Origin of the sequence: Bacillus sp. V2I10, assembly GCF_030817055.1 — a bacterium.
GTDB lineage: Bacteria > Bacillota > Bacilli > Bacillales > Bacillaceae > Bacillus_P.
Genome location: NZ_JAUSYV010000002.1, coordinates 186,988 through 201,031, shown reverse-complemented (window position 1 = coordinate 201,031; position 14,044 = coordinate 186,988). Strand labels below are relative to the sequence as shown.

The 14,044-nt window shown below is 36.9% G+C and carries 15 protein-coding genes; 14 read left to right on the top strand and 1 reads right to left on the bottom strand.

Annotation, left to right across the window (positions count from 1 at the left end):
• Nucleotide 1: 1 nt before the first annotated feature.
• The 12 genes from QFZ72_RS28210 (at nucleotide 2) to cntE (ending at nucleotide 10,929) form a co-directional block, all read left to right on the top strand.
• Nucleotides 2-985 carry a CobW family GTP-binding protein gene (locus tag QFZ72_RS28210; protein WP_307440666.1) on the top strand — a complete coding sequence of 328 codons (984 nt, stop codon included), beginning with the start codon at nucleotides 2-4 and terminating at the stop codon, nucleotides 983-985.
• 30 nt (nucleotides 986-1,015) lie between these two features.
• Nucleotides 1,016-1,480 (top strand): Fe-S cluster assembly sulfur transfer protein SufU, encoded by a 465-nt coding sequence (sufU, locus tag QFZ72_RS28205; RefSeq protein ID WP_307440381.1) that lies wholly within the window; start codon nucleotides 1,016-1,018, stop codon nucleotides 1,478-1,480.
• Nucleotides 1,477-2,280: an MBL fold metallo-hydrolase gene (locus tag QFZ72_RS28200; RefSeq protein WP_307440378.1), complete on the top strand. Its 804-nt coding sequence runs from the start codon at nucleotides 1,477-1,479 to the stop codon at nucleotides 2,278-2,280. Before sufU ends, QFZ72_RS28200 begins: the two co-directional genes overlap by 4 nt.
• The gene (locus QFZ72_RS28195) at nucleotides 2,277-2,699 is read left to right on the top strand and encodes a Fur family transcriptional regulator (RefSeq protein ID WP_307440374.1); all 423 of its coding nucleotides are present in this window, start codon (nucleotides 2,277-2,279) and stop codon (nucleotides 2,697-2,699) included. The genes QFZ72_RS28200 and QFZ72_RS28195 overlap by 4 nt, the downstream gene beginning before the upstream one ends.
• A gap of 132 nt (nucleotides 2,700-2,831) precedes the next feature.
• Nucleotides 2,832-3,770, top strand: coding sequence for a CobW family GTP-binding protein (locus tag QFZ72_RS28190; RefSeq protein WP_307440372.1), 939 nt, complete (start codon nucleotides 2,832-2,834; stop codon nucleotides 3,768-3,770).
• Nucleotides 3,771-3,799: 29 nt separating this feature from the next.
• A complete protein-coding gene (locus QFZ72_RS28185) occupies nucleotides 3,800-4,108 on the top strand; it encodes an FbpB family small basic protein (protein ID WP_307440370.1) in 309 nt (102 codons plus the stop codon).
• 340 nt (nucleotides 4,109-4,448) lie between these two features.
• Nucleotides 4,449-6,074 (top strand): staphylopine-dependent metal ABC transporter substrate-binding lipoprotein, encoded by a 1,626-nt coding sequence (gene cntA, locus QFZ72_RS28180; RefSeq protein WP_307440369.1) that lies wholly within the window; start codon nucleotides 4,449-4,451, stop codon nucleotides 6,072-6,074.
• Between the two features lie 126 nt (nucleotides 6,075-6,200).
• Nucleotides 6,201-7,133 (top strand): nickel/cobalt ABC transporter permease, encoded by a 933-nt coding sequence (gene opp1B / locus QFZ72_RS28175; protein WP_307440367.1) that lies wholly within the window; start codon nucleotides 6,201-6,203, stop codon nucleotides 7,131-7,133.
• Nucleotides 7,134-8,027 carry a staphylopine uptake ABC transporter permease subunit CntC gene (cntC, locus tag QFZ72_RS28170; protein WP_307440365.1) on the top strand — a complete coding sequence of 298 codons (894 nt, stop codon included), beginning with the start codon at nucleotides 7,134-7,136 and terminating at the stop codon, nucleotides 8,025-8,027.
• Nucleotides 8,027-8,851 (top strand): staphylopine uptake ABC transporter ATP-binding protein CntD, encoded by an 825-nt coding sequence (gene cntD, locus QFZ72_RS28165; RefSeq protein ID WP_307440665.1) that lies wholly within the window; start codon nucleotides 8,027-8,029, stop codon nucleotides 8,849-8,851. The genes cntC and cntD overlap by 1 nt, the downstream gene beginning before the upstream one ends.
• Complete coding sequence (locus QFZ72_RS28160) at nucleotides 8,838-9,584, top strand: ABC transporter ATP-binding protein (RefSeq protein WP_307440363.1); 747 nt, start codon at nucleotides 8,838-8,840, stop codon at nucleotides 9,582-9,584. Before cntD ends, QFZ72_RS28160 begins: the two co-directional genes overlap by 14 nt.
• Nucleotides 9,585-9,750: 166 nt before the next feature.
• Nucleotides 9,751-10,929: a staphylopine family metallophore export MFS transporter CntE gene (gene cntE / locus QFZ72_RS28155; RefSeq protein ID WP_307440362.1), complete on the top strand. Its 1,179-nt coding sequence runs from the start codon at nucleotides 9,751-9,753 to the stop codon at nucleotides 10,927-10,929.
• Between the two features lie 162 nt (nucleotides 10,930-11,091).
• Here cntE and QFZ72_RS28150 read toward each other — a convergent pair whose 3' ends face one another.
• Complete coding sequence (locus QFZ72_RS28150; RefSeq protein ID WP_307440360.1) at nucleotides 11,092-11,430, bottom strand: hypothetical protein; 339 nt, start codon at nucleotides 11,428-11,430, stop codon at nucleotides 11,092-11,094.
• Nucleotides 11,431-12,490: 1,060 nt separating this feature from the next.
• Between QFZ72_RS28150 and QFZ72_RS28145 the strand changes: the two genes are divergently transcribed.
• Nucleotides 12,491-12,943, top strand: a complete 453-nt coding sequence (locus tag QFZ72_RS28145; RefSeq protein ID WP_307440358.1) for a JAB domain-containing protein — start codon at nucleotides 12,491-12,493, stop codon at nucleotides 12,941-12,943.
• Nucleotides 12,944-13,148: 205 nt separating this feature from the next.
• Complete coding sequence (locus QFZ72_RS28140; RefSeq protein WP_307440357.1) at nucleotides 13,149-13,670, top strand: hypothetical protein; 522 nt, start codon at nucleotides 13,149-13,151, stop codon at nucleotides 13,668-13,670.
• Nucleotides 13,671-14,044: the final 374 nt, after the last annotated feature.

Below are 14,044 nucleotides of genomic sequence, written 5' to 3'. Positions count from 1 at the left end.
TATGCTGTCTTCGAAAAAAATACCGGTGACGATTTTGACAGGCTATTTAGGAGCCGGGAAAACAACTCTTTTAAACAGAATATTGACCGAGAAACATAACCAAAAAGTTGCAGTCATTGTCAATGAGTATGGAGAAGTTGGGATAGATAATCAGCTCGTTGTTGATTCTGATGAAGAAATCTTAGAGATGAACAATGGATGTATTTGTTGCACCGTTCGCGGAGATTTAATTCGCATTCTGCGTACTCTTGTTTTTTCTATGGATCAAGGAAAAGTGAAATTTGATCGAATATTAATTGAAACAACAGGCCTTGCTGATCCTGCACCAGTCGCCCAGACCTTTTTTATGGACGACATGTTATCTGAAAAATTTGAAGTAGACAGTATTGTCACAGTGGTCGATAGCAAACATGTCACTATACACTTAGATGATCATGATGAAGCACAGGAGCAAATTGCTTTCGCAGATGTGATCATTCTAAATAAAAAAGACTTAGTATCTAAAGAGGATCTGAATATTCTAGAACAAAGAATATCTAGCATCAATCCAGCTGCGAAAAGAATACATGCTCAAAACTGCCAAATTCATTTGAAAGATATTCTTGGTATTAATACGTTTGATGTCAGTCGAAAGCTTGAAATTGACCCGCATTTTTTGGAAGACCATCACCACCATCACCACAATGATACGGTATCATCCATCGCTTTTCAGGAAGAAAAACCTCTTGATATGGCAAAGGTAGATCACTGGATGAGCTACCTTGTTCGTGAAAAAGGGCAGGACTTACTGCGGTATAAGGGCATTCTTCATGTGAAAGGAATGGAACAGCGAATTGTCTTTCAAGGACTACATATGTTGTTTTCAGGACATCCGGATCGAAAATGGAAAGAAACAGAACCAAAATTAAGTCAGCTTGTTTTCATTGGAAAGGATCTGGACAAAGGAGAGCTGGAACGACAGTTTAAAAATTGCATAGCAAACTAAAAGCAAAAAACTGAAGGGAGAACTTCATCTATGCTTGATAACCTGTATCGCCAAGTTATCATGGACCACTACAGGAACAAGAGAAATTTTGAAGAATTGGACGGGAATCATGTTCGAAAAGTTCATTATAAAAACCCTACCTGCGGCGATGTTATGACCCTTTATTTAGATCTTAAAGAGGATCGAGTTAAGAGAGCAGCCTTCATTGGTGAGGGCTGCAGCATTAGTATGGCCTCTGCATCTATGATGACAGAATTGATCGAAAATAAGTCTTTAAAAGAAATTGCAAGACTTAGGAACGCATTTGAGCAGCTCATCCGCAATGGGGATGTGACAGATGAAGTAGATTTAGAAGATAGTTTATCACTGCAAGGAGTCCATGCACTTAAAGCACGGCATAACTGTGCATTGATGACGTGGCAAGCACTCGATAAAATTCTAAAGGATGAAGAGGACTATCAAATTCCTTCAATTAGGAGAGGGGGAGGGAGATGATAAAAGAGTTAGTAAACTGGCATTTCCAAATTGGGACATTCAATTTAATCGTATTGTCGGACGGGGTTTTTCCAGTATCTAAGGAATTCTTTTTTGCAGACACACCGAAAAAAATCATTGAAGATATTCCAAATCATTTTGTTGCTCCCCTTAACTTTTTGCTCGTTGATACAGGGGAGAGGAAGATGCTGGTGGACGCTGGTTTCGGGAGGGAGTACCTGCCAACAAGCGGACAATTGCTAGAGCGTCTTCAAGAAGAGGGGATTTATCCAGAGGACATTGACACGGTTATTATCACTCACGGTCACATGGATCATATTGGAGGAGTGTCGCATAAAGGGATTCCGGTTTTTCCCAAGGCCAATCATATTATTAGAGAGGAAGAATGGAACTATTGGATGAACCGGCCTGAATCGAAAGAACATGATAAATTAAGGCCAATTAAAAATCAAATTGTTTTGGCTTCCTCGGATTTTGAAATCTATCCGGGCATCCGTCTTCAGCATACCCCCGGTCATACAATAGGTCATCTGGCCGTCTCTATTAAGTCAGAGGGAAAAAGCTTATTCGTTGCTTCTGATATTCTCAGTTATCCGAGTGCTTTGCAGCACTTACCGTCTCATATTGCGGCCGAGGTATCACCAGAAATAGGGCAACAAACACGTACCTCTTTTCTGGAAGAAGCTCATAAACATTCAACGCTGCTGTTTGTCTGCCACTATCCTTTTCCCGGATTAGGCCATGTTGAAATAAGGGATGGACAGTGGGAGTGGGTTTCCGCAGTAGAGGAGAGGAGATGATTCCTTTGCTATTGGAGGTATGCGAAGCTATCTTAAAAGAAAAAGGCTACAAATGCACCCCGAAGCGGTTGGAGATTTTATCTTATTTTCTTAAGCAAAGAAATCAGTTGATTTCGGCTAAACGCCTTACCAAACATCTTTACCGGACCTTAGGAAACATTAGTACGGATACCGTTTATCGAAATCTTTCTTTATTTTCTGATTTAGGAATGATGGAGTTCACTTACAGCGATGGAGAATGTCTCTATTATTTAAAAAGCGATGAGCAATCTCCCCAGCACTTGTTTATATGCAAAAAATGTCTATCTGCTAAAGAAATTTCGATATCTCCCATGTCTTTGATAGATCCATCCCTTGAGGGATGTACCGTCCATCATCATAAGTTTGAAGTTTACGGACTATGCCCTTCCTGTTTATAAATCAAAATTATTCATAGTTGGAGAGATTATTAGTTAACTTACCTAGCAAATCCGAACGTCTTGCCTTATTGCAATTTCCTATTTCTAAAAAGGTACTGGATGTTATTGGAAAGCAAGAAAGAAGGAATGTATATGAAAAAAAATGTTGAAATTTATATCTTAGCTGGATTTTTAGGTAGTGGGAAATCGACCTTATTGAAAAACTTATTGATGAAAGAGAAAGAGAAAGGCCGTAAAGTCGCTGTATTAATGAATGAACTAGGAGAATACTCGGTTGATTCAGGAATAATCGGGTCGGATGTTACCCTTACGGAGCTTTTAAATGGCTGCATTTGCTGTACGATGAAAGACGAAGTGGAGATTCAGCTTTTGATGTTGTACCAGCAAGAGCAGCCGGATGTTATTTATATTGAAGCTACAGGTGTTGCTCATCCGATCGAAATATTGGACGCATGCTTATCACCTGTCATTGCCCCTTACGTTCAGGTGAAATCCATTATTAATTTAGTCGATGCTAAAAGGTGGCTAGATCGAGCAAGATTAAACAATCAGCTTCAAAAGTTATTAGCGGAACAAGTAAGGCATGGAGACCACATCTTGCTTAATAAAGCAGACTGTGTGTCTTCAGTGGAATTAGCAGACATTCAAACAGAAATAAAAGAATTAAACCCCAGGGCACAGCTATCTATCACCACGTTTGCGGATGTACCAATATCCACTTTCCGAACAAGACGGGAAGTGAAAGACGATCAAAGCAGAGAACAGATGCATGTCCATCATCACCTGCACATCCAAACCATGACCTATCAATTTCAAGTAGAAATACATCGAGAAGCCTTTGAGAATTGGCTTAAAGCCATGTCGCCTAACGTTTTTAGGATAAAAGGATTTCTACGCTTTAAGGAAGACTCTCGTACCCACTTGATTCAATATTCCTATGGAGTTCCATACATATTTGCTCAATCCATTAGGTTTTCGACCAATTTAGTTTTGATTGGAGATCATTTGGATAAGGAAAGGTTAAAAAAGGAATTAATGACCCTTGAAAAGGATCAGGGGATCCTTTCTTAATCGAATATATATTTGAAGGTGAACCATTTATGGGGGCTATCTTGCGAAATGCCGTTGAAAATAGAAAAAAGTTCATCATCAGCCAACTTCAGCAACTTGGAACAGACATGGAGACCGAAGAAAAATTATACGAGCTTTGCCTTAGTGACTTGGAAAGAGAGTTTCGTCATGTCATTGAAGAGGAGAAAATGATGAGAAAGAAAAACTTTAAAGAATTAGTAGATGAAAATAAGCGGTCTATTTCAGAGGATCCTGACTTATTAGAAGAAATTTATACAAAAATAGATAATAAAAGGGCAGGCTCAACAAACATAAAAAGCCAAAAGGTTGATAAATGAAAGGCCTCTGCCAATCATAAAACGGAATCAGACATGATATTAAGGGGATTTAAGTTTCACTCGTAGTTTTAGATTGGTCAGGGTTTCACATAGTGTGTTCAAAGGGGAATTCTGTATTTGGAAATATCTTCAAATCGGTAATCGAGCTTGGTTACAATAAAGATGAAAGTTAACCGGTAAGTCCTTACAATTTTAGTCCTTGTATTTAACTAAGAGGTTATATACTATTTAAATAGTAATCATTTCGATTTATAGAAGGGGTGAATGGAGATCATATTGGGTCAATAAAAAAAGTCACGTTCAAATTAAGTAAAGTAAGGCTAAAGGGAGAGGAATTATATTGTTTAGTAAAAGATATAAATTAGCAGTTCTCGTTTTTTTGGTTTTAACTATTCTAGTTGCCTGCTCTGCAACTTCGGAAAAGTCTAATGGTAAGAAAAAGGATGGTGATGCAGCTAATAGTGAAAACGAATTAGTTTATGCATCAGCCAAAGATATTAACGATATGAATCCTCATTTGTACCCAGGTTCAATGCCAGCTCAAGGAATGGTGTATGAATCATTAGTTGAAAATACGGAAGAGGGGATTAAGCCTTTACTTGCCGAGTCCTGGGAAGTTTCAGAAGATGGAAAAGTATACACGTTTCATTTAAGGGAAGATGTGAAATTCCATGATGGGGAACCATTTAACGCAGAAGCAGTGAAGAAGAATATTGAGGCTGTACAAAATAATCCAGAAAAGCATTTCTGGATTAAGCTATCAACAAAAATAGAGAGTTGTAATGTAGTAGATGAGTATACCGTTGAATTAGTTCTGTCAGAAGCCTATTATCCAACTTTGGTTGAATTGTCTATGACTAGACCTTATGTATTCCTGTCACCCAAAAATTTCATTGACGGGGAAACAAAAGACGGCGTAAATGGCTACAACGGTACAGGACCGTACGTTCTCACTGATCATAAAACGGATGAGTTTGCCACTTTCGAAGCCAATGAAAACTACTGGGGTGGCTCACCTAAAATCAAGAAAATTACTTCTAAAGTTCTTCCAGCAGGGGAAACGACATTTTTAGCCTTGCAAAAAATGGAAGTTAACTTTGCATTTACAGATGATCGAGGTGCAGACAGTCTTGATGTCGAAGCAATGAATCAATTAGTTGAATCTGGTGATTATCAATTTGTTAAAAGTGAACCAATGAATACGAAAATGATCGTAGCTAATAGTAGTCAATCTGATAACCCAGTAAGTGAAAAAGCTGTTCGTGAAGCGATTTGGTACTCTATCGATCGTAAAACAATTAGTAAGGATATTTTAAATGGTACAGAAACAGTAGCCGATAAATTGTTTTCATCTAATGTCAATTATGCAGATGTCGATTTGAAGAAACGAGGCTACGATTTAGAGAAAGCGAAAGAGATATTAGAAGAAGCCGGCTGGGAATTAGGTAATGGTGCTGAAGTTAGAACGAAAGATGGCAAAAAATTAGCAATGAACCTTTATTATGACAGCAATTCTTCTTCCCAAAAAACACAGGCTGAATTTATTCAAAATTCATTAAAAGAGACAGGTATTCAGCTAGAGATTATCGGTGAGGAATCAACTTCAATCGCTAATAGAAGATCAACTGGTGACTATGATTTATTATTCAATCAAACATGGGGTCTGGCGTATGATCCACAAAGTACAATTTCTGCTTTTACTTCTGAGGCTTCTTACTTACATACGACAAGTGGCATTGCGAAAGCAGATGAACTTTACAAAAAAATTGATGAAGTAATGGTGTCCACGGATGAGGAAACACGAAAATCGTTATATGCTGATATTTTGACAATAGTTCATGATGAAGCTGTCTTTATTCCAATATCAAATGGCAGTGTCACTGTAGTTGCTCCCAAAAGGTTAAACGACATTTCCTTTAAGCAAACACAATTTGAGTTACCATTTGAGCAAATGAACTTTAAATAGAAAATTAAAAAAAGGGGGATCTTTCCCCTTTTATTTATGTGAAGAGTAAATCTTTTTATTTAAATTTATAAAAATGTAGATACATGTGTGTTGCTCTAGTGATTTTCTATTTAAAGGAGATTTTGTATGGGAAGTTACATTATTAAAAGGCTATTCATTTCAATCCCTTTGCTTCTGGTCATTTCATTTTTTACGTTTGTGTTAATTAATCTTTCTCCCTTAGATCCAGCCGAAGTGGTATTGCAAGCACAAGGTGTTCCAACTATAACTGATGAATTAATTGCTCAAACGAAAGAGAAATTTGGAATGGATAAACCATTTATCATACGATACTTTGAGTGGGTTATTGCCTGCTTACAGTTGGACTTTGGGGAATCATATGTAACAGGAAAACCAGTTTGGTCATTAATAGGTCCAGCATTTCTGAATACGTTCAAGTTAACGTTCGTTTCATCTGTTGTCATTATTGTTTTATCCATACTATTAGGTGTTATTTGTGCGATGAAAGCAGGAAAAATATTGGATAAGTCAGTAAGAGGATTTTCATTTTTCCTAACGGCGATGCCGTCATACTGGCTGGCATCTCTGATGATTTGGTATTTCTCTGTTAAATTGGATTTGTTGCCAACAAGCGGTATGAATTCCTATAAGAGTTACATTCTACCGGTTATCGTCATCGCGATAAGTTATGCAGGCATTTATTTTAGGGTCGTTAGAAGTTCAATGTTAAGCAATTTAAATGAAGACTATGTACTTTATGGAAGGGCATGTGGCTTAACAGAGAGGAAAATCACCATTCATATCTTAAGAAATTCATTGCAAGTTGCCGTTTCGATTTTTTGTATGGCTATACCCATTATATTGGGAAGTACAGTCGTGATAGAAAACGTTTTTGCTTGGCCAGGGTTAGGAAGTCTAAGTGTTAGAGCGATACTAAGCAGAGATTTCCCTATTATCCAAGCGTATGTTCTTATATTAGCAGTAGCCTTTGTCTTGTTTAATACGATTTCTGACATAATAAATGCTGCGATGGATCCTAAATTAAGGAATGAACTCTAAATGAGAATCATGCAAAATTTAAGTAAAGATAAGCTAGGTACTATATCTCTATTCGTCATTTTTGTAACAATAGTCATTGGGCTATTTGCTCCTATATTTGCCCCACATGATCCTAACAAAGTAAATATGAGCCTTCGGTATGCAACCTCTTCGTGGGAATACCTATTAGGTAATGATCACCTTGGTCGATGTATCTTATCGAGATTAATTTATGGGATTCGCCCTAGCATTTTATGGGTGCTAGTCGCCTTATTCATATCTGTTTTGATTGGGGCTGTATTAGGCTTTCTAGCAGGCTACTTTAGAGGGAAAATAGATGCCTCTATTATGAGAATGTGTGACATCATGCTTTCATTTCCGGGATACGTTATGGCGTTGGCGATTATTGGTATTTTGGGCGTGGGTCTTGAAAATATATTGATTGCATTTATTTTGATTAAATGGGCTTGGTTTGCTCGTATCATCAGAACTTCTGTTATGCAGTATGCGGAATTAGACTATGTAAAATTCTCAAAAGCATCTGGTTTAAGTGATATAAAAATTATTTATAAGCACATTGTGCCTGTTACATTTTCTGATATCGCCGTCATTTCAAGCAGTTCTATTGGTTCGATGATCTTGCAAATTTCAGGGTTTTCATTCCTGGGCTTAGGCATTCAAGCTCCAAATGCTGAATGGGGAATGATGTTAAATGAGGCCAGGGAAGTGATGTTTACAAGACCTGAGTTAATGTTAGCACCCGGTTTAGCCATCATAGTTGTCGTATCAGCTTTTAATTTTTTATCTGATGCCCTTCAAGTTGCTTTAGATCCTAAATTAGTAAACTGCAAAAACAAACACAATATGCCTCTATCTAAAATGAAGATTCAAGAACAAGAGGTGGAGATTAAATGATAAATATATTAGAAGTTAAAAACCTAAAGATATGGGATGTTCATACGGGTAAGAAGATAATCCATAATAGTTCATTCAATGTAAAGAAAGGAAGCTGCCTTTCAATAGTTGGAGAAAGCGGAAGCGGTAAGTCAGTTACTTGCAGGTCAATCATGAGATTAAATAGGTTCTCGCTTCGCCAATCAGGGGATATTTTGTTTAAAGGAGAGAACTTAACAAAAATTTCCGAAAAGGAGATGAGAAAGAAAAGGGGACGAAACCTTTGCATGATTTTACAAAATGGGATGAGTGCATTTGACCCTTCTTGTGTGATTGGTGTTCATTTAAAGGAAACACTTGATGAACATTTCGACTGGAGTAAAAAAGAAATGGAAGTAAAAATGAAAGATGCCATGGAGAGTGTCATGCTGAAAAATCCGGTAGAGATTATGAACAAATATCCACATCAGCTATCTGGAGGAATGTTGCAGCGAATTATGATTGCGCTAGCAATCGTCTTAGAGCCTGACATTATTATCGCTGATGAACCGACAACAGCGCTTGATACTATTTCGCAATTCGAGGTCATTGAACAGTTTATCAAGTTGCGAGAAAGAATGGGCTGTTCGATGATTTTTATTTCACACGATTTAGGAGTTGTAAGAAAAATTGCGGATGAAGTATTAGTAATGAAGGATGGAGTAATTATCGAGAGAGGGAGTACACAAGTCATTTTTTCAGAACCGGAACATGACTACACGAAATATTTAGTGTCTACTAGACTAGCCCTGAGTAATAACTTTAAGAAATTAATGGAGGGAGGAGCTATAGTTGCTAAAGGTTGATGGTGTTGAGAAGTCCTATAAAAAAGGTGGATTGTTTTCTTCAGAAAGACAGAACGTTTTAAAGAATGTTAGTTTTGAATGTAAGAAAGGGGAATGTCTCGGTATTATCGGAGAAAGCGGAAGTGGAAAATCAACATTAGGGCGTTTGATACTAGGAATTGAAAAGCCTGATTGTGGAAACGTTCTGTTTGAGGGAAAGGATGTAGAAAATAGAGAAGTGCGATTAGGTAATATCAGCGCTGTTTTTCAAGACTATAAATCTTCCATTAATCCATTCTTCACTGTTGAAGAAGCCATTATGGAGCCATTGAAAATGAAAAATAAGGTAACAAAAGAAAATGAAAATAAGATTGATCATCTATTACATCAAGTTGGTTTAAATCCATCTTATAGAAAAAGATATCCTAATGAGTTATCAGGAGGAGAGGTTCAGAGGGTGTGTATTGCAAGAGCCATTTCTACAGAACCTAGATGTATTTTATTGGATGAAGCCATCAGTTCTTTAGATGTTTCTGTTCAAACACAGGTCCTTGAATTATTAAAAGAATTAAAAAAAATCTACAACATGAGTTATGTTTTTATAACCCATGACATACAGGCGGCTGCTTTTATTTGTGAAAGAGTCATTATTTTTAGAGATGGTCAAATTGAAGAAACGGTACAAATCGAACAATTAAAGGACGTTCAGTCAGAGTACGCAAGGAAATTATTACAGGCGTTAATAACGTTTTAATAGTATTTTTAAAGACGAAGTAAGACAAGCAGGAATATCCACATTTTCAGTCTTTCGCAGAGTAAATAGGAAAGAAATACAGATTTTGTGTGTAATGAAAAGACTTCGAAAGGAGAGCAGATTAACTACAAAAAGTCAAAGAACTTTTTTAGGAGGAGAGTAAATAGTGAGTGGAGCGCTGTCTTGGCCCTTTCTGCGTTTGTATCTGTTGGTTCTTCTATATTTTAGTGCCAACTCGATACTAAATGTTCTTATCCCTTTACAAGGGGAATCATTAGGAGCCAGCAATACAACTATTGGCTTGATCATGGGGGCATATTTGTTTACAACCATGTTTTTTCGACCATGGGCAGGTCATATTATTCAAAAACATGGACCGATAAAAGTGTTACGCATTCTTCTTATTATTAATGGGTTTGCTTTAATCCTATATACGTTTACTGGATTAGGGGGCTATTTAGTTGCCCGTATGTTACAAGGTGTTTCAACAGCTTTCTTTTCGATGGCATTACAAATAGGTATTATTGATGCACTGCCAGAGAAGGACCGTTCTCAGGGCATTTCACTTTATTCTTTATTCTCTTATATACCAGGTATAATTGGCCCCCTACTGGCATTAGGCATTTGGCAAGGCGGGATGGATTATTTCACAATCGTGATGATAGCAATTGCTCTGTTTACAGGAGTAGTTGGCTATAGTGCCAAAATGGAAAAAAGAAAGGATCAACCTGTTACAAATAGTATGGAACAGGGAGTAAGTATGTTTAAGTCATTTGGTCAGTTAATAAAAAATCCGTATTTGTTTAAATGCAGCGTTTTGATGTTAGTTTCTTCCGTTGTATTTGGGGCTATTACTACTTTTATACCGCTGTACGCAATGCAATTGAAAAGCGGCAATGCCGGAATTTATCTGATGCTTCAGGCCGGTACTGTTGTCTTTGCACGTTTTGCTTTAAGAAAAAAAATTCCTTCAGATGGAAAATGGCATCCATTTTTTATCATGGGGACTATGTTTCTTTTAGCATTAGCCGCGCAATGTGTAAGCTTTGCTACAACGGGTGGAGCTGTATTTTTCTATGCTGGTGCAATGTTAATGGGGATCGCACAGGCACTCATTTATCCAACATTAACAACGTATTTAAGCTTTGTCTTGCCGCAGATGAACCGCAATGTGTTACTAGGTTTATTTATTGCTATGGCTGATTTAGGTGTTTCGCTAGGAGGTGTCATTATGGGGCCTATGGCTGATATTTTCTCATACTCATCTATGTATATTATTTGTGCGATCTTAGGTACGGCGATGATTATTTTTGCCTATGATCGACGAAAAATATTTGTTGGGTAAATATAGAGAAATTTCTCAAAGTTTCATAATATACAATGTCAAAGTGGACGGAGCCAAAGAACTCGCTATAACTATTCAGAGATAAGAAACTCCGCACTTAATGTAAATATATTAGTTTAAAAGAGTTTATAGGGGTCCTTGTAGTGTAGGACCCCTTTTTGGTTATTTTATTGTAACGATTTCGACTGGTCCATGGTCATCACAATGATCATTATGAACGTGATGTAATCTTCCATTTATTATATAGTCCATATGATCCCCATGTGGAACCAATTCATGTCCACAATCTTTTTCATGGTTACAACCGCAAGTAATCGGTTTACAATGATCAGGGTTAGTCTCACTGATTGGGATCTTACATTCATCCCAGTGACCTTCATGTTCACGGTGAAGATGACCGTCATGGACATAATCAATATGATCATCATGTTGAATTTTGGTATGCCCACAAGCTATGCTATGTCGATGCGGATGTTCTCCTTTATGGATAGCGTTTTCCATTTCTCTTATCCCTCCTCAGTCTTATTTGTTCTTTTAAAGTATTTCCTTAAATGAATCAAAATAGAAATTTAATCTTTAATATCATAAAAAATGATTTAACTAGCAGAACTATAAATAATAACATCCAATTTTAATCATATTGATAAAAATTGGATGCCTTACTAATCACCCAAAATGGGAAATCACATGAAAGCTTACTTGGTATTATTACTACATGGGACATTATTGATATCCCCAAGAACGCTTTTAAAAACGAAAGAATTACAACTAGTAATAGTAACTAAATTAAAAATTACTTAACCAAATTGCTTAGCGTGTTTAGAGGAACTGTTTTTGATGAACAACAAATATTTAAATAAACGTTTGTTTAAACATATAAGTATAAAAATGAAGACTCTATGAAGCACTGTTAGGCCTATTTCCTTTTTAAAAGCTATTTATTTTGGCGACACGATACAGACTGATCAGAAAGGGAATAACATCTTTCTGTCATTCTGTATCGTGTCGCTTCGGCATTAAATGGACCGATAACCGCGGGCTGTAAGGCTTTCGCCTAACACTCCACAGGTTCCTGTTCCATTTGCGGCCAGCCGCCATACCGAACGAGCCGGAAACCTGAAATTCTACATATAAAAAATTAAAGAATAAGTGATCAAAAGGTAAGCAGCCATTCGTGGCTGCTTTTTATTGTGCTTTTCCCTTTTGAATCCGAATCGTAAAACAGCGCTAGCCGACTACATCTCCAGCCGGCAGGAACCCGAACCTTTCCGGCAGGAAACGAAGACGGCGAGCCAATCGTTCAAGGGGCAAAAAACTTTTTTATAAGATTGCTTGCTAGCATAAAAAAGTTTTTGTGCTCAAACCACCCTTGACCAATTGACTATGCGTGTTTTTCGTTCTCCTTGCAAAAGGGGAAAAATCATCCCCCTTTGGGGAACATCAGCGTTTCGGCTTCATAATGGACAACCCAGGACTTAAAAGAAAAGGAGGATAGGAAACAACCTTAAAACTCTCAGAAATAAGGAAAAGAAAAATCCAAAATCATAAAGGAGAATGAATAATGACTTTAGAATCTATCTTTGAAGTGGTGCGAATCAGACAGGAAATCAGGGAAGCAAAAGAAGTTTTTGCCGCATACAAAATCACTTCCCCAATGGATGCAGAGAAGCTTGCGGCATCCTATATTGCAGATGAGGACAGAGAAGTGTTTCTCGTCATGATGCTTAATACAAAAAATGAGGTAATAGGGCTACATCGGGCACACGTTGGAAGTTTAAATGCAAGTGTTGTTCATCCAAGAGAAGTGATGAAATCAGCTATTTTAAACAATGCGGCCTCTATTATCGTCAGTCATCAGCATCCCTCCGGCGACCCAACACCAAGCATAGAAGATATAGAAGTTACAAGGAGAATTGCTGATGCAGGGAAGACCTTAGGAATAGCGCTTCTTGACCATATCATTGTAACTCATAAAGGAAACCACATAAGCTTGAAAGAAAAAGGCTATCTTTAAGAAAGACAAAGGGGCGTTGCCCCTTTGTTTATATAATATAAGAGTTTTAAGATTGTGAATGAATTTATAAACCTCTACGAATAGAAGAAAAACATTCGTTTTTTCAAGGATAAGATCTAACAGGCATCGAGCCTGTAATTGGCTGCTGACGCAGCTTTTTCCAAAGTTCATTACCATGTTCAATCCATTAAGGAGGAGAGCAAGTATGAAAAAGATAACGTGCCCGTATTGCGGAAGTGACATAAAAAAAATGAATGAATTTCAGTATTACTGCGGGTTCTGTGATATGAGAGTGAATTCAAATAGGGCAATGCAGAATAATGAAAGGCTGAAAGTACGGGTGAGGGAATTTGTAGCCGATCATTATATTGATAAGAACACTCAGGAATTAATGACTTTTTCAACTTACGAACTTTTGTATTTATTAAAGTTCGTCAGAAAAGAGAGAAGAGAAATGTATCACCATATGAAAACTTTTCATCGGGCAGGTGAACAAGAAGATACAGATCGATATAAAAAGATAGAAAAAGAAACCGGCAGAAATTATATATATCTGTCTAAAAAGATGTTTGTTGTTGAAAATATCATCCGACAGCGATTAGGATATGTACCTGTAAGAATAACGGAAACGTATTTGGTTCAGTATTTAGAGAACATCAAGAACGATAAAAGGTGGCCAATGATTATTCGCACAGAGCGTGTTGTAAAGAACGAAAAGAACCCGTGAATACACGGTAGGATCTTTTTGTCTTTGCTAATAAATAAAAAAAGTTTATTTGAAGTTTATGTAAATTTTTTCTCAAAAACTGTAATTGTTAATTACGGAATTGTAAGATGTTAATATTCATGGAGGAGAAACAAGTTAAAGAGAAAATTAATTCTCTTTATAAGAATAACAGTATAATTGAATTTCATTGGGATCCTGAAAAGATAAAGTGGATTGAAATTGTTTAATAACCAGGTATTTAACCTAAACCAGCATATTTTGGTTGAAATTTAACTAAATAAACCTTTTCATATCTCAATTGGGTCGTTATCAATACATTCGCATACTCTGGATATACTTTGTGTCATGCTTTTGTTTTTTTTATAACTACTTAA